At 71.9% G+C, this 16,338-nt stretch carries 8 protein-coding genes (1 of these 8 only partly in view); 7 read left to right on the plus strand and 1 reads right to left on the minus strand.

Annotated features, from left to right (window positions below):
- The 6 genes from AB0G17_RS01525 to fabD all read left to right on the plus strand — a co-directional run.
- Positions 1-7,903: the 3' portion of an amino acid adenylation domain-containing protein gene (locus tag AB0G17_RS01525; protein WP_361374312.1), read on the plus strand. Its footprint begins 1,277 nt before the window's first position; 7,903 of the gene's 9,180 nt are visible here — the last part of the coding sequence; its start codon lies beyond the left edge, outside the window; it ends in the stop codon at positions 7,901-7,903.
- A gap of 93 nt (positions 7,904-7,996) precedes the next feature.
- Positions 7,997-8,248: an acyl carrier protein gene (locus tag AB0G17_RS01530; RefSeq protein WP_190093451.1), complete on the plus strand. Its 252-nt coding sequence runs from the start codon at positions 7,997-7,999 to the stop codon at positions 8,246-8,248.
- A 1-nt stretch (position 8,249) separates the two neighbouring features.
- Positions 8,250-9,473: a beta-ketoacyl synthase N-terminal-like domain-containing protein gene (locus AB0G17_RS01535; protein WP_361374314.1), complete on the plus strand. Its 1,224-nt coding sequence runs from the start codon at positions 8,250-8,252 to the stop codon at positions 9,471-9,473.
- 4 nt (positions 9,474-9,477) lie between these two features.
- Complete coding sequence (locus AB0G17_RS01540; RefSeq protein WP_361374316.1) at positions 9,478-10,734, plus strand: hydroxymethylglutaryl-CoA synthase family protein; 1,257 nt, start codon at positions 9,478-9,480, stop codon at positions 10,732-10,734.
- Positions 10,722-12,941 carry an enoyl-CoA hydratase/isomerase gene (locus AB0G17_RS01545; protein WP_361374318.1) on the plus strand — a complete coding sequence of 740 codons (2,220 nt, stop codon included), beginning with the start codon at positions 10,722-10,724 and terminating at the stop codon, positions 12,939-12,941. The genes AB0G17_RS01540 and AB0G17_RS01545 overlap by 13 nt, the downstream gene beginning before the upstream one ends.
- Positions 12,938-14,794 (plus strand): ACP S-malonyltransferase, encoded by a 1,857-nt coding sequence (gene fabD, locus AB0G17_RS01550; protein WP_361374320.1) that lies wholly within the window; start codon positions 12,938-12,940, stop codon positions 14,792-14,794. Before AB0G17_RS01545 ends, fabD begins: the two co-directional genes overlap by 4 nt.
- Positions 14,795-14,863: 69 nt before the next feature.
- Here the strand turns inward: fabD and AB0G17_RS01555 are convergent, their stop codons facing one another.
- Complete coding sequence (locus AB0G17_RS01555) at positions 14,864-15,250, minus strand: VOC family protein (RefSeq protein WP_361374322.1); 387 nt, start codon at positions 15,248-15,250, stop codon at positions 14,864-14,866.
- Between the two features lie 63 nt (positions 15,251-15,313).
- Between AB0G17_RS01555 and AB0G17_RS01560 the strand changes: the two genes are divergently transcribed.
- A complete protein-coding gene (locus AB0G17_RS01560; protein WP_361374324.1) occupies positions 15,314-16,279 on the plus strand; it encodes a YafY family protein in 966 nt (321 codons plus the stop codon).
- The last annotated feature ends 59 nt before the right edge of the window (positions 16,280-16,338 follow it).

Consider the following 16,338-nt stretch of genomic DNA (forward strand, 5'->3'; position numbering starts at 1 on the left):
GTTCGACCTGACCCTGGATCTGCGCGAGACGCCGGACGGGCTGGTCGGCGCGGTCGAGTACACCACCGCCCTCTACGAGAGCGCGACCGTGCGGCGTTTCATCGCCCACTACACCCGGCTGCTCGCGGCCGTCGCCGAGGAGCCCGGCGCACGGATATCCCAGCTCTCCGCGCTCGACGAGACCGAGCGCCACCAGGTCCTCACCGGGTGGAACGACACCCGCCACCCCTTCTCCGACGAGAGCTGTCTGCACGAGCTGTTCGAGGCGGCGGTGGCGCGCCACCCCGAGCGCACCGCCGTCGTCTTCGGCGCGGACGAGCTCAGCTACGCGGAGCTCAACACCCGCGCCAACCGCATCGCGCACGCCCTGCGGCGCCACGGCGTCGGCCCGGACACCGTGGTCGGCCTGCGCATGGAGCGCTCGGCGGAGATGGTGGCCGCGATCCTCGGCATCCAGAAGGCGGGCGGCGCCTATCTGCCCATCGAGCCCACCCACCCCGCCGAGCGCACCGCGTACGTGGTCGAGAGCTCCGGCGTCGAGGTCGTCCTCACCCAGCCGCACCTGGACACCGAGACGGTGTCCAGGGTGAGGCATCTGCTCACCGTCGACGCCGAGGGACGGGTCGCGCACGCGGGCGAGGAGCTCACCGCCCTCGGCGAGGACAACCTCGACCCAGCCGAACTCGGGCTCAACGCGGGCCACTTGGCGTACGTCATCTACACCTCCGGCTCCACCGGCCGCCCCAAGGGCGTGATGATCGAGCACCGCGCGGCGGTGAACCGCATCGAGTGGATGCAGCACACCTACGACCTGGGCGAGGACGACGTCGTCCTGCAGAAGACGCCGTTCGGCTTCGACGTGTCGGTGTGGGAGTTCTTCTGGCCACTGATGGCGGGCGCGCGACTGGTCGTGGCCGAGCCCGAGGGCCACAAGGACCCCGCCTACCTCGTCTCCCTCATCCGTCGCACCGGCGTCACCACCCTGCACTTCGTGCCGTCGATGCTGCGCTCGGTCGTGGAGGAGGCGGGCTGGGCCGACTGCGCCTCGGTGCGTCAGGTGTTCTGCAGCGGCGAGGCCCTGCCCGGCGATCTCTGCACCCGGCACTACGCCCTGCACCCCGCCCCGCTGCACAATCTCTACGGCCCCACCGAGGCGGCCGTCGACGTCAGCCACTGGACCTGCCCGGCCGACCGGCCGCTGCGCACGGTCCCCATCGGCAGCCCCATCCACAACATCCAACTGCACGTCCTGAACGACGCGTTGGAGCCGCAGGGCATCGGATGCGTGGGCCAGCTGTACATCGCCGGGGCCGGGCTCGCGCGCGGCTACCTCAACAACCCGGACCTGACCCGCGAGCGGTTCGTGCCCAACCCGTTCGACGACGCCCCGGGCGCCCGGATGTACCAGACGGGCGACCTGGTGCGGCGGCTCGCCGACGGCACCCTGGAGTTCCTCGGGCGCATCGACGACCAGGTCAAGCTGCGCGGCTACCGCATCGAGCTCGGCGAGATCGAGCACCGCCTCGCCCAGCACCCCGCGGTGCGCGCCTGTGTCGTGGTCGTCCGCGAGGACAAGCCCGGCAGCCCGCAACTGGTGGCGTACACGGTTCTGGAGGGCGAACCGGCCGACCACCGGACCGAGTTCGCCGCGCACCTGGAGCGCGCCCTGCCCGACTACATGGTGCCCAGCGCCTTCGTGGTCCTGGACGCGCTGCCCGTCACCGCCAACGGCAAGCTCGACCGCAAGACCCTGCCCGCCCCCGGCATCGACGCCTACGCCCAGCGCGCCTACGTCGCCCCGCGCCCCGGCACCGAGCGGCTGCTCGCGGACGTCTGGGCCGAGCTGCTCGGCTTCGACGGGGAGAAGATCAGCGCCGAGGACAACTTCTTCGCGCTGGGCGGCCACTCGCTGCTCATCACCGTCCTGATCGCCCGCCTCAAGGAGCACGGCCTCGCCGTCACGGTACGGGCGGTGTTCAACGCCCCCACGCTGGCCCTGCTCGCGGCCGCGATCGACGGCGCCGAGGCGCGCGCCGACTTCACCGTCCCGCCCAACCTCATACCGGAGGCCTGCGAGCGGATCACCCCCGCGATGCTGCCGCTGGTGGACCTCACCCAGGCGCAGCTCGACGCGGTGGTGGCGACGGTGCCCGGCGGGGCGCCCAACGTGCAGGACGTGTACCCGCTCGTCCCCTCGCAGGAGGGCATCCTCTTCCATCACCTGATGGATCCCGACAACGACCCGTATGTCATCCCGATCCTGCTGGCCGCCGAGGACGCGGCCGCCGGGGACGCGTTCGCCGCGGCGCTCCAGTCGCTCATCGACCGGCACGACGTGATGCGCACCGCCGTACTGACGGCCGGGCTGCCCGAACCCGTCCAGGTCGTCCACCGCACCGCCCAGCTGCCCGTCGAGCACGTCACGCTCGACCCGGACCGCGACGCCGAGGAGCAGGCGCGCGCCCTGCTGGAGCAGCCCGGGCGGATGACGCTCGGCCGGGCCCCGCTGCTGAAGCTGGCGATCGCCCAGGACCCGCACTCCGCACGGCGGTTCCTTCTGCTGAGCGCACACCACCTCATCGAGGACGCGACCTCGCTGCGCCTCATCCTCGACGAGCTCGTCACCCACATGTCCGGACGGGTCGACCGCCTCGCGCCGCCCGCGCCCTACCGCGACTTCGTCGCCCACACCCTGCACCGGCTGGCCTCGGACGACGCCGAGGCGTTCTTCCGGGACCGGCTCGGCGACGTCACCGAGTCGACCGCGCCCTTCGGCCTGACCGATGTGCGCGGCGACGGGCGCGGGGTGCGCGATCTGCGCCGCTCGCTGGCACCGGGCCTGACCCGCGACCTGCGCGCGGAGGCCCAGCGGCTGCGCACCAGCCCGGCAGCCCTCTGCCACGCGGCCTGGTCCGTGGTGGTGGCGGCGTGCAGCGGCCGCGACGACGTGGTCTTCGGCACCGTCCTGTCGGGCCGCCTCCAGGGCGTGCCCGGCGTGGAGCGGATGCTCGGCAACTTCATCAACACCCTGCCGCTGCGGGTGCGCCTGGCCGGGCGCACCGTGGGCGAGCTGGTCGCCGAGGTCGACTCCGCGCTCAAGGAGCTCATCACGTACGAGCAGAGCTCGCTGATCGCGGCCCAGCGGTGCAGCGGGGTCGAGGGCGACGTGCCGCTCTTCAGCTCGATGGTCAACTTCCGCCACTTCGAGCCCGGCCGCGACGACGACGGCCCCACCGGCACCGACGCGCAGGGCGTGCGCTGGCTCGGCTCGGTCGACCGCACCAACTATCCCGTGGGCCTGTCCATCGACGACACCGGCACCGAGCTCTCCCTCAACGCCCAGGTCGACGCCTCGCTGTCGCCCGACGCGCTGATCGGCTACCTCGAAGCGGCGCTGACCGGCATCGTCACCGCGCTCGCCACCGACGGCGGCGCGAGCACCGAGGCGCTCGCCGTCGACATCCTGCCCGCGCCCGAGCGCCGCCGGCTGCTCACCGACTGGAACGACACCGCGCACCCGTATCCGCAGGACAGCTGTCTCTTCGAGCTGTTCGAGGAGCAGGTGGAGCTGCGGCCCGACGCCGTCGCCGTCCAGCACGGCGCCACCGAGCTCACCTATGCCGAGCTCAACGCCCGCGCCAACCGCGTCGCCCACGAGCTGCGCGAGCGGGGGGTCGGCCCGGACACGCTGGTGGGGCTGTGCGCCGAGCGCTCGCCCGAGCTCGTCGCCGGTCTGCTCGGCATCCTGAAGGCGGGCGGCGCCTATGTGCCGATCGACCCCGGCTACCCCGAGGCCCGCATCCGCACCCTCATCGAGAGCTCCGGCGTCACCCTGGTGCTCAGCCAGTCCCATCTGCCGGCCGCGGTGCTCGACGGGACGGACGTGCTGCACCTGGACACGGGGGAGCGGGCGGCGGACGGTGTCCAGGTCCTCGCGGACCGCCCCGACCACAACCTCACCCGCGCCGAACTCGGCCTCACCCCGGACCACTTGGCGTACGTGATCTTCACCTCGGGCTCCACGGGCGTGCCCAAGGGCGTGCTCGTCGAGCAGCGCGGTGTGGTGCGCCTTGTGCGCAACCGGGAGTACTTCCCGACCGACGAGCGCACCGTGGTGCTGCACCACTCGTCGATCTCGTTCGACGTCGGCTCGCAGGAGGTGCTCGGCCCGCTGCTGGGCGGCGGCCGACTGGTGCTGCACGACGGCGACTCCAAGGACGTCGGGCAGCTCCTGGACCGGGTGGAGCGCTCCGGGGTCACCATGATGGCGCTGTCGGCCGCGTTCCTGCCCGCGTTCGCCGAGGCCTCCCGCCACCGCACGCTGCCGCTGGCTTATCTGGGCGTGGGCGGCGAGGCGTTCTCCGCCCGGGACGTGCGCACGCTGTACGCGGCGCACCCGCGCCTGACCGTCGTCAACGCCTACGGCCCCACCGAGAACAGCATCGCCTCCACCTGCCACGAGATCCCGCGCGACCTCGCCGAGGACGCGCCGATCCCGATCGGCCGCCCCATCGGCCAGGCCACCGCCCACGTCACCGGCCCCGGACTGCGCCTCGTGCCGTGCGGGGTTGTCGGCGAGCTGTGCGTGGGAGGCGCCGGCGTGGCACGCGGCTACCTCGGCAACCCCGACCTGACCGCGGAGAAGTTCGCCGCCGACCCCTTCTCCGACGCCCCGGGGGCGCGGCTGTACCGCACCGGCGACCTGGTGCGCCGACTCCCGGACGGCGCTCTGGAGTTCGTCGGCCGGATCGACGACCAGGTGAAGGTGCGCGGCTTCCGCGTCGAGCTCGGCGAGATCGAGAGCGCGCTGCACACCCACCCCTCGGTGCACAGCGCCGTCGTCACCACCCGGGACAGCGGCGACACCAAGAAACTGGTCGCCTACGTCCGCCCCACGGACGCCTGGCTGGACACGGCCGCCGAGGAACAGAACGCCGAACACCTCGGCCAGTGGCAGAAGCTCTTCGAGGACCAGTACGCGGCGGCCGACGACGCGACCGCCGACGCCACCGACGCCGAGCTCAACCTGGTCGGCTGGAACAGCAGTTACACCGGTGAGCTCATCCCCGAGCCCGAGATGCGCGAGTGGATCGACGGCACGGTGGCGCAGATCGAGGAGCTGCGGCCCCGGCGGCTCCTGGAGATCGGCTGCGGCACCGGACTGCTCCTGTACCGCTACGCGGGCGCCTGCGAGTCGGTGCACGCCGTCGACATCTCCGCCTCGGCGCTCGCCGGGGTCCGGCGCGGCGCCGAGCGGCGCGGCTGGTCGCACATCACCCTGAGCCAGGGCGACGCCCTGTCGGTGACCGCACCACAGGGCACCACGTTCGACACGGTCGTTCTCAACTCCGTCGTCCAGTACTTCCCCAACCGGGTCTATCTGGAAGAGGCCATCGCCCGGATCCTGCCGCTCGTCGAGGACGGCGGCCGCATCCTGATCGGCGACGTCCGCAACCTCGACCTGTTCTCCGCGCACCTCGGCGCGATGGAGCGCAGCCGTACGCAGGTGCGCACCTCGGCCGGGGCGCTCGCCGCCCAGGTCCAGCGCCGCCGCCGCCAGGAGGGCGAGCTGCTGGTCAGCCCGACCTTCTTCGCCGGCCTCGGCGAGCGCTTCCCGGAGCTGGGCGCCGTCGACCTGATGGTCAAGCGGGGCCTGGGCGACAACGAGATGCTCAGCTACCGCTACGACGTGGTGCTCACCAAGGGCGCGAGCGCGCCCGCCGAGCCGCTGCCGTGGCTGGAGGCCGACTCGCCGCAGGCGCTGCGCGCGCTGCTTGCGGGCGAGGTGCCCGAGCGCTTCGGCGTCACCGGCCTGACCAACCCGCGCATCGAGGACGACGTCCTGGTGGCCGAGGGCCTGACACGCTGGCCCGCCAACCGCCAGGTGGACCCGCTGCCGGGCGGCATCCGCCTGTCCGCGGCGGCCACCGAGCGGGTGCGCGAGCTGGAGTCGGCCCTGCGGTACGCGGAGGAGCTCGGCCACCGGGTGGCCGTGACCTGGTCGCAGGACCGCCCCGACGGCCTCGACCTCGTCCTCGGCAAGGGGGAGCTCCCCCGGGTGCGGGCGCGGAGTGACTACCGCCGCCCGCGGCTCGCCAACGCCCCGCAGGTGGCCCGGATGGGCCAGACCATGACCCGGGTGCTGCGCGAGCACCTGTCGGCCAGGGTGCCCGAGTACATGGTGCCCAGCGTGTTCGTGGCGCTCGAAGAGCTGCCGATCACCACCAACGGCAAGGTCGACAAGAAGGCGCTGCCCGCCCCGGACGAGAGCGACGTCCACAAGGAGGTGTACGTCGCCCCGCGCACCGAGACCGAGCGGACGCTGTGCCGGCTGGTCGAGGACGTGCTGGGTCTGGGCCGGGTCGGTCTGGAGGACGGTTTCTTCGAGCTGGGCGGCCACTCGCTGCTCGCCACCCGGCTCACCATCCGGGTCAAGCAGGAGACCGGCAAGGACCTTCCGCTCCAGGTGATCCTGGCCGGCGCCACCGTCCAGGAGATGGCGGCGGCCCTGGAGTCCCCGGCGGACGAGCCGGTGGCCCTGCCGCTGCCCGCGCCCGGCGCGAGCACCCTGAGCGCGCCGCTCTCCCTCCAGCAGAGCGAGCTGTGGTTCCTCAACCAGCGCGAGCACCTGGGCACGGCGTACGACAACGTACAGATGGCCTACCGGATCGTCGGCCCCCTGGACCGCGCCGCCTACGCCCGCGCCTTCGAGGCGCTGGTGGCCCGGCACGCGGTGCTGCGCACCAGCTATGTCCTGCGCGACGGGGCATACGTACAGCAGGTCAACGACGCCGGCGGCTTCGCCGTCGCCTTCGAGGAGATGGCCGGGGACGCGGCGGCCGCCGAGTGGCTGCGGGCCGAGCGCGCCCGCCCGTTCGCGCCGCAGGACCGCCATATGCTGCGGGTGCACCTGCTGACGCTGTCGCCGCACGAGCACATCGCCGTCGTCACCCGCCCGTGGGGCATCTTCGACGGCTGGTCCACCGGCGTCTTCCTGGCCGAGCTGAACACGGTGTACGCGGCGCTGCGCCGCGGCGTCGAGCCGGAGCTGCCCGAACTTCAGCTCCAGTACGCCGACTTCGCGCACTGGCAGCACCGCGCGGTCGACGCGGCGGAGCTCGCCCGGCAGGAGGCGTACTGGCGCGGTCAGCTGGCCGGGCTGCCCGCCTGCCTCTCGCTGCACACCGACTACCGCCGCCCCGCCGTCAAGTCCCACCGGGGCTCGACGGTCGCGGTGAACGTCCCGGCCGAGCTGCTCGTACAGCTGCGGCGGTACGGCCAGGAGCGGGGCGTCACGCTCTACATGACGCTCCTGTCGGCGTTCGCGGTGCTGCTCGGCGCGTACACCGAGGACCGCGAGGCGGCCATCGGCTCGCCGGTGACCAACCGCCCGGACCCGGCCCTTGAGCAGCTGATCGGCTACTTCATCAATGTGCTCGTGCTGCGGCTCGACACGGCCGGGGAAGGGAGCTTCGACGAGCTCCTGGCCCGGGCCAAGCAGGTCACCGCCGAGGCGCACGAGCACAAGGACGTGCCGTTCGCGCGGCTCGCCCAGGAGCTGGTCGCCGAGCCCGATCCGGCGCACTCGCCGCTGTTCCAGGCGATGTTCAACCTGATCCCGGCGCCCGCACCGACCCCGCCGGGCGAGGAGGCACCCGTACCGGAGTTCGCCACGCTGCCGGTCTCCTCGGACGCCGGGGTGGCGAAGTTCGACCTCAACCTGGTGGTGCGGGAGACTCCGGCGGGCCTGAACGGCTATCTGGAGTACAGCACCGATCTGTTCGCGCGGCGGACGGCCGAGCGGATGGCCGCGCTGTACGAGCGGCTGCTGCTGAAGATCGTCGCCAGCCCCGGGGCCGACCTGGCGGAGCTACGGGCGGCCGCGGCCGACGCGGAGCTGTGACCGGCCGGATCCCTGCCCTGCCCCTACCGATTCCTGTTCCCGTGTTCCCTCTGTTCGCCCTGTTCCCCCTGTTTCCCTAGTGATGGTGTGACTATGAAGAGCGAAGAAATCCTCCCTCTGATCCACGAGGCGATCGTCGAGGTCCTGCCGGAGCTCGACGGGCACGACTTCCAGGAGACCGACTCGCTGGACGCGCTCGGCGCCAACTCGATGGACCGCGCCGAGATCGTCATGATCGTCCTTGAGGCGATGAACCTGGAGATACCGCTGGTCGACACGTTCGGCCCGCAGAACCTGGGCGAGCTCGCCCGGCACCTCGCCGACAAGACCGCGGTGGCCCGGTAACGTGCCCGAGATCGCCGTGACCGGGCTGGGGGTCACCACGGCCGTGGGCCAGGGCAAGGCCGCCTTCGCCGAGGCGCTGTTCGCCGGGGCGCACCGGTTCGCCGTCATGGAGCGGCCCGGCCGCCAGGCCGACACCCGGTTCGTCGGCGCGGAGATCCCCACCTTCGCGCCGACGACCAGGCTGGCCGCACGCGAACTGCGGACCGTCTCCCTCACCGGCCAGATCCTGCTGGCCACCCTGGAGGAGGCCTGGAGCGAGGCGCGCCTGGACGAGGTCCCGGCCGAGCGCATCGGCCTGGTCGTCGGCGGCAGCAACCTCCAGCAGCGCGAGATCGCCCTCGCCCAGGACCGCCACCGTGCCAAACCCCGCTTCCTGCGGCCCAGTTACGGAATGTCCTTCCTGGACACCGATCTGTGCGGGCTCGCCACGGCGGCCTTCGGCATCCGCGGCTTCGCCCACACCGTGGGCGGGGCCTCGGCCAGCGGCCAGCTGGCGGTCATCGAGGCGGCCGAGGCGGTGGCGTCCGGCCGGGTCGACGTGTGCGTGGCGGTGGGCGCCCTGATGGACCTCTCGTACTGGGAGTACCTGGGCCTCAACGCCATGGGCGCGATGGCGCCGGAGTCCTGCGCGGAGGCGCCGGAGCTGGCCTGCCGTCCGTTCGACGCGGGCCGGGGCGGCTTCGTCTTCGGCGAGGCGTGCGGCGCGCTGGTCGTCGAGCGCGTCGGCGCCCGCCCGGCGCCCCCCGAGCCGTACGCGGCGCTGACCGGCTGGTCGGTCCAGCTGGACGGCAACCGCAACCCGAACCCGTCCCTGGAGGGCGAGGTGCGGGCGATCGGGCAGGCCCTGGAGCGGGCCAGTCTTACCGCCACCGACATCGACTACGTCAACCCGCACGGCACGGCCTCGCCGGTCGGCGACCGCACCGAGGCCGACGCGCTGCTGGCCGCCGGGCTCACCCGCGCCCGGGTCAACGCCACCAAGTCGATCACCGGGCACGGACTCACCGCGGCCGGGGCGGTGGAGGCGGTCGCCGCGCTGCTCCAGATGCGGCACGGCAGACTGCACCCCACCCGCAATCTCGTGGAGCCCATCGACGACCGGCTGCGCTGGGTGCGCGGCGAGGCCGTAGAGGCCGAGGTCCACCACTGTCTGAGCCTGAGCATGGGATTCGGCGGCATCAACACGGCACTTTGCATGAGCAAGTGCGAATCACGGAGAGCGTAAGGTCATGTCCCGCGTCGGTATCGAAGCGATGAACGTGTTTGGCGGCTCGGCAGTGCTGGACGTCAAGGCACTGGCGCAGCACCGGGGGCTCGACCTCCCGCGCCTGGAGAACCTCCTGATGAGGGAGAAGACCGTGGCGCTGCCCTTCGAGGACCCGGTGACCTTCGGCGCCAACGCCGCCCGGCCCCTCCTCGACCGGCTGAGCGCCGAGGAGAAGGACAGCATCGAGCTGCTGATCACCTGCACCGAGTCGGGCATCGACTTCTCCAAGTCGACCAGCGCCTACCTCCACGACCAGCTGGGCCTGAGCCGCAACTGCCGGATGTTCGAGCTCAAGCAGGCCTGCTACGCGGGCACCGCCGGGTTCCAGATGGCCTGCAACTTCATCCTGTCGCAGACGTCACCGGGCGCGAAGGCACTGGTCATCGCCACCGACATCTCCCGCTACCTCCTTGAGGACGGCGACGAGGCGGCCGCCCAGGAGTGGGCGTACGCCGAGCCCAGCGGCGGCGCCGGCGCGGTCGCCATGCTGATCAGCGACACCCCGCACGTCTTCCAGCTCGACGTGGGCGCCAGCGGCTACTACGGCTACGAGGTCATGGACACCTGCCGTCCGGCCCCCGACAGCGAGTCCGGTGACGTCGACCTGTCCTTGATGTCGTACCTGGACTGCTGCGAGCAGTCCTACCGGGCGTACGAGAAGAAGGTCCAGGGCGCCGACTACCGCGACTCCTTCCAGTACCTCGCCTTCCACACGCCCTTCGGCGGCATGGTCAAGGGCGCCCACCGCACGATGATGCGCAAGGTCGCCAAGGCGAAGGGCGCCGAGATCGCCGAGGACTTCGAGCGCCGGGTGATGCCGGGCCTGGAGTACTGCGGCCGCGTCGGCAACATCATGGGCGCGACCGTCTTCCTGTCGCTGGCGAGCACCGTCTGCAACGGCGGTTTCGACGCGCCCCGACGCCTGGGCTGCTTCTCCTACGGGTCGGGCTGCTGCTCCGAGTTCTACAGCGGCGTAGTCACCCCGGACGGGGCCGCCCGGCTGAAGGAGATGGCCATCGAGGCCCATCTGGACGGCCGCTACCGGCTCTCCCTGGGCGAATACGACCGGCTGCTGAGCGACCGCGACTTCATCCGCTTCGGCACCCGGGACGCGGCCGTCAACCAGGACCTCGTCGCCGCGACCGGCAACGGTGGCGGGCCCCGGCTGGTCCTGCGGGAGATCAAGGACTACCACCGGGAGTACGCATGGGTGGGCTGACGCACGGACCGGCCCCCACCACGCTGCGGCTGCGCGAGCACGGCACCACCTGGTACGTGCGGATCCACCGGCCCGAGGCCGACAACGCGCTCAACGAGACCCTGGTGCGCGAGCTCACCGAGGTCCTGACCCGCGCCTCGCGCTCTTCCGCCACCGTGGTGGTGCTCGAAGGGCTGCCCGAAGTGTTCTGCTTCGGCGCCGACTTCGGGGCGATCGGTGAGGCCGTCCGGGAGGGCGGGCGCACGGCGGCCGACCCCGAGCCGCTGTTCGACCTGTTCCGCCTCCTCGCGTACGGGGACTTCCTCTCGGTCGCGCACGTGCGCGGCAAGGCGAACGCGGGCGGGGTCGGCCTGGTGGCCGCCAGCGATGTGGTGATCGCCGACGAGAGCGCCACGTTCAGCCTCTCCGAGCTGCTCTTCGGCCTGATACCGGCCGTGGTGCTCCCGTTCCTGATCCGCCGCACCGGCTTCCAGCACGCCCACTACCTCGCCGCCACGACCCGCACCGCCGACGCGGCGCGGGCCTGCGAGTGGGGGCTCGTCGACGCGTACGGGCCGGACAGCGAGGCGCTGCTGCGTACCCACCTCCAGCGGCTCGGGCGCCTGTCGAAGAAGGCGGTCACGCGGTACAAGGCGTATCTGCGCGAGCTGTCGCCGGTGACCGAGCACGCCAAGAGCGCGGCGCTCGCCACCAACCGCCTGGTCTTCGAGGACCCGGAGAACGTCCGGGCCATCCAGCGGTACGCGGAGGAGGGCGTGTTCCCGTGGGAGGCGGCCCCCGTCGAGCCCCTGGACACCACACCCCAGCCCGTCGAGACCCCCCGACCCACCGAGGCCCCCATGCAGTTCACCGTGCCGCCCGAGGCGCTCGGCAACGCCCGGTTCCGCGAGGCGCACGGCGTCCGGTACACCTACGCGGCCGGCGCGATGTACAAGGGCATCGCCTCGGTCGAGCTGGTCACCGCGATGGGCCGGGCCGGGCTGCTCTCCTTCTTCGGCACCGGCGGCCTCGGCCTGGACACGATCGACGACGCCCTGACGCGGATCCGCCGGGAGCTCGGCCAGGGCCAGCCGTTCGGCGTGAACCTGCTGAGCAACCCGCAGGAGCCCGACCTGGAGATGCGCACCGTGGAGCTGTATCTGCGCCACGGCGTCCGCACGGTCGAGGCGTCCGCCTACATCCGCCCCACGCTGCCCCTGGTGCGCTACCGGCTCGCCGGACTCTCGCGCGACGCGGCCGGAAACGTGGTCCAGGGCCACCACATCGTCGCCAAGGTGTCCCGCGCCGAGGTCGCCGAGCGGTTCCTGCGGCCCGCGCCGCCCGAACTCGTACGGGAGCTGGTCCAGCGCGGACTGGTCACCGCCGAGCAGGCGGAGCTGGGCGCGCGGCTGCCGATCGCCCAGGACCTGTGCGTCGAGGCCGACTCGGCGGGCCACACGGACGGCGGCAACGCCTATGTGCTGATGCCCGCCATGCGCGCGCTGCGCGACCGTATCGGCGAGGAGGAGAGGTACCCGGAGCCGGTGCGCCTGGGGGCCGCCGGCGGCATCGGCACCCCGGAGGCGGCGCTCGCCGCGTACACCCTGGGCGCCGACTTCATCGTGACCGGATCCATCAACCAGTGCACCGTCGAGGCGGGCACCAGCGACGCCGTCAAGGACATCCTCCAGGAACTCGGCGTCCACGACACCGACTACGCGCCCGCCGGGGACATGTTCGAGGTCGGTGCGAAGGTCCAGGCGGTGCGCAAGGGGTTGTTCTTCCCTGCGCGCGCCCAGAAGCTGTACGAGCTGTATCTGCGCCACGACTCGCTCGACGACCTGGACGCGCGGACGCGCACCACGCTGGAGGAGAAGTTCTTCCGGCGCTCCATCGACGAGGTCTGGGCGGAGACCCGGGCCCATGTCGCCCGGCGCTTCCCGGAGCGGCTCGCTCAGATCGAGCGCAGCCCCAAGCAGAAGATGGCGCTCGTCTTCCGCTGGTACTTCGTCCACTCCGCCCGCCTCGCCATGGCGGGCAGCACCGAGCAGCGGGTCGACTACCAGATCCACTGCGGCCCGGCCATGGGCGCGTTCAACGCCTGGGTACGGGACACTCCGCTGGAGAAGTGGCGCGAGCGCCGGGTGGCCGCCGTCGCGGAGCACCTGCTGCGGGAGACAGCGGCCCTGCTGGGTCAACAGCTCGGAACGTACGGGAGTTACTCATGAAATCGGTCTACGTCTTCCCCGGCCAGGGCTCGCAGCACAAGGGCATGGGCGAGGGGCTCTTCGAGAAGTTCCCCGAGCTGGTGGCGCAGGCCGACGCGTGCCTGGGCTACTCCATCGAGGAGCTCTGCCTGCGCGACCCCGACAAGGTGCTGGCCAGGACCGAGTACACCCAGCCCGCGCTGTACGTGGTCAACGCCCTCACCTATCTGGACCGTACGGGGGGCGGCGAGCTGCCCGACGTGGTGGCCGGGCACAGCCTGGGGGAGTACTGCGCGCTGTTCGCGGCCGGTGCCTTCAACTTCCTCACCGGGCTCCAACTGGTGCGGAAGCGCGGCGAGTTGATGAGCCGGGCACCCAAGGGCGCGATGGCGGCGGTCGTCCGCCTGGACCAGCGGCGGGTCGACGAGATCCTCAGGGGCCTGCCGTTCCGCAACCTCGACATCGCCAACATCAACTCGCGCGAGCAGTGCATCGTCTCCGGCGAGTACGACGAGGTGTTCGCCCCCGAGCTGCGCACCGCCTTCACCGACGCCGGGGCCGCCTTCATCCCGCTGAACGTGAGCGCGGCCTTCCACTCGCGCTGCATGACGGAGGTAGAGCAGGAGTTCGCCCGCTACCTCGCCGGGTTCGAGCTGCGGGAGCTGACGATCCCGGTCGTCGCGAACTACACGGCCCGCCCCTACCCGAAGCAGGGGTACGCGGAGTATCTGACGCGCCAGATATCCAGCCCCGTGAAGTGGTACGAGTCCATCTCCTGGCTGATCGGCCAGGGGTACCGCACCTTCGAGGAGATCGGCCCCGGCCGGGTCCTGGCCAAGCTGACCGACCAGATCCTCAAGGACCCGCTGCCGCTGTCCGAGGAGTCCCCGGCGCCCGTGGTCAGCGCCCGGCCACGCACCGAGCTGGTGTTCATGTACGGCGGCCAGGGCACCCAGTACCACCAGATGGGCCGGGAACTCTACGACACCCACCCGGCGTTCCGCCGCGCCCTGGACCGCTGCAGCGCGGCCCACCGGGCGGCGGGCGGCGCCTCCCTGGTGGAGGCGGTCTACGACGACGCGCGCAAGGGCAAGGAGTACGACGCCGTCCTCACCACGCACGCGGCGCTCTACAGCGTCGGCTACAGCCTCACCGAGACCCTGCGCGAGGAGGGCGTACGGCCGGACGCGGTCCTCGGCCACAGCCTGGGGGAGTACATCGCGGCCACCGTCGCCGGGTCCATGGACTTCGAGGACGGGCTGCGGCTGGTGATGCGCCAGGCCCGGCTGCTGGCGCAGCGCAGCGACGGCGGCATGCTGAGCGTGCTGGCCTCGCCCTCGCTCTTCGCGGACCGGCCCGACCTGTTCGGCGCGGTGACGCTGGCCGGGGTCAACTACGAGGGCAACTTCCTGGTGAGCGGCGCGGCGGACCGCCTCGCCGAGCTGCGGGCCGGGCTCGACCGGGAAGGCGTGATCGCCGTGCGCCTCCCGGTCCGCCAGGCCTTCCACTCCCCGCACCTGGACGCCCTCCGCCCGGACGTCATGGACGCGGCCCGGACGGTCCCGCTGCGCTCCGCACGCCTGCCGCTGTACTCAGCCACGCACGCGACCGTCGTGGACCCGGCGGCGCCGGACTACCGGGAGGGCTACCTCTGGGACGTGATCCGCGAGCGCATCCGGTTCGACGAGCTGATGGCGTCGGGCTTCCCGGAGCCCGAGCGCCACTTCTTCGTCGACCTGAGCGCGAGCGGGTCGTTCGCCAACTTCCTCAAGCACGGCTACGGCCCGTCCCACCGGGGAGCGCCCGCGATCAACCAGTTCGGCAACAACACCGCCTCCCTGCGCAGGCTCCGCGAGGCGCTGCCCCAGAAGTGAGCCGACGGGCGACCACGCCGTGCTGGTGGACCATCTGCGCTGTCATGGTCATCAGTCTGCCGATCATGCTCAGACCAGGGTGGTGATGCAGAACGGGTGGCCCGCCGGGTCCAGCAGGACCCGCCACCGGTCGGGTTCCGGCTGGACGGCGGGCTCGACGGCCCCCAGGGCGAGCAGCCGGGCCTGGGCGGCATCCAGGTCATCGACGCCGAGTTCGATGTGGGCCTGCTTCTCCTGGGAAGGGTCCGGCCAGGTGGGCCGTCGGTAGTCGGCCAGCCGGTTGAACCCCAGTCCGGCCGAGCCTTCCTGGCCGAGCAGGACGAAGTCGTCAGTGGAGTAGGCGACGGGCAGGCCGAGGGCGTCGCCGTAGAAGCGGGCCAGTTCGGCGGGGTCCGGGCAGTCGAAGGTGACCGCCACGTAACGGATCGCGGGTGCGGATGTCTGTGCAGTGCTCATGAGGAAGACGCTATGACGGGACCCGGACAGATTCGGTCCTGGTCGTGCGGGAGACTTCACCATGTGATCAGCACATCCGCCCGCCTGCTGCGACTGGTCACGCTGCTGTCCGCGCGGCCCTCCTGGACCTGCGGCGAACTTGCCGAGAAGATGGCGGTCACCGAGCGCACGGTGCGGCGTGACGTGGCAAGGCTGCGAGAACTCGGCTACGGAGTCGAGTCCGACCCCGGGCCATGGGGCGGCTATCGCCTCCGTCCCGGAGCCCGGGTGCCGCCGTTGATCCTCGATGACGAAGAGGCACTGGCCGTGGCTGTCGGGCTGCGCGAGGCCGCGCTCAGCGGCATTCTCGGCGGCGACCAGGCCGCGCTGTCCGCTCTGCTGAAGCTGCGTCAGGTTCTGCCGCGCCGGATCGCGGACCGGCTGGGCGAGATGGACGCCGCCTTGGTTCACACCGCGCGGCTCGACGAGCCGCAGATCGCGCCCGGCATGCTGCTGGAACTGGCCGGCGCGTGCCGCCGGGGCGAGCGGAGCCTCCTGTCGTACCGCGATCGGGAGGGGAAGGCCACGGTCCGGGACGTCGACCCGTACCGCCTGGTACACACGGGACGCCGTTGGTACTTCGTCGCCCGGGATGTGACGCGGGAGGAGTGGCGTACCTTTCGGGCCGACAGGGTTGCTCAGATACATCCGACCGGGCGCCCGGTGGAACTCGTCGACCCACCGGACCCGGCGCTACTCGTCTCCCGCTCCATCGCGACCGGGGCCTACCCCCTCTACGTGACGATCCGCCTGCCTCTGCCCGTGGAGCAGGCGCTTCGGCTGATCCCGCCGACGGTCGGCACCCACCGCCCGGACGGCCCCGACGCCACGATCGTCGACATCGGCGGGCCCGACGCGGACGGGCTCGCCCGGTACCTCCTCAGCCTGGCCACACCCCTGCGGGTGCTGTCACCGGACGACGTACGGGAAGCGCTGCTGCGCCGTACCCGGGAACTGTTCGACGACAACGTGGACAGTCAGCCTGGGTAGGAGACGGTGGGTCCCATGCTGTTCCGGAGAATGCTGGGCGCCCTCGTCCTGCGTGAAGC

Source organism: Streptomyces sp. NPDC023838 (genome assembly GCF_040639555.1).
GTDB lineage: Bacteria > Actinomycetota > Actinomycetes > Streptomycetales > Streptomycetaceae > Streptomyces.

Bases quoted from the DNA above. Each gene is read 5' to 3' on its own strand.
- AB0G17_RS01555 (WP_361374322.1), bottom strand. From the start codon at position 15,250: ATGAGCACTGCACAGACATCCGCACCCGCGATCCGTTACGTGGCGGTC.
- AB0G17_RS01540 (WP_361374316.1), top strand. From the start codon at position 9,478: ATGTCCCGCGTCGGTATCGAAGCGATGAACGTGTTTGGCGGCTCGGCA.
- fabD (WP_361374320.1), top strand. From the start codon at position 12,938: ATGAAATCGGTCTACGTCTTCCCCGGCCAGGGCTCGCAGCACAAGGGC.
- AB0G17_RS01545 (WP_361374318.1), top strand. From the start codon at position 10,722: ATGGGTGGGCTGACGCACGGACCGGCCCCCACCACGCTGCGGCTGCGC.
- AB0G17_RS01530 (WP_190093451.1), top strand. From the start codon at position 7,997: ATGAAGAGCGAAGAAATCCTCCCTCTGATCCACGAGGCGATCGTCGAG.